1 protein-coding gene is annotated in these 252 nt (G+C 44.8%); it reads left to right on the top strand.

What is annotated here, in order from left to right; all coding sequences use genetic code 11:
• On the top strand, positions 1–252 hold a 252-nt coding region (locus tag SB773_RS33385; RefSeq protein ID WP_410594740.1), incomplete at both ends, for a YcdB/YcdC domain-containing protein.

The following is a 252-nucleotide window of genomic DNA, read 5'->3' as shown; positions in this document are numbered from 1 at the left end:
GGAACTGAGCAATGTCTCTTTGCGCTCATCCGATTCCTGGCGTACATTTCCAGAATGGTCGTTTAGCTGGGTCAAAAAAGAAGCGAACAGCCAGGATATCAATCTCTCCTATAGCGTCAGTATTCACGCCGACACTGGTGAGTTAACTAGCTATTCCCGCTATGATCGCACAGATTCCAGTCTTCCTTATGCAAAACGAATCTCTTATCAACAAGCAAAAGGCTTTGCTGAGAATTTTCTCGCGAAGTACAA

The sequence above is a fragment of the Bacillus sp. SIMBA_074 genome (assembly GCF_046534555.1).
GTDB classification, from domain to species: Bacteria; Bacillota; Bacilli; order Bacillales; family Bacillaceae_G; genus Bacillus_A; species Bacillus_A mycoides.
The sequence above is the reverse complement of the archived record's forward strand: the minus strand, read 5'-3'. Positions and strand labels throughout refer to the sequence as shown.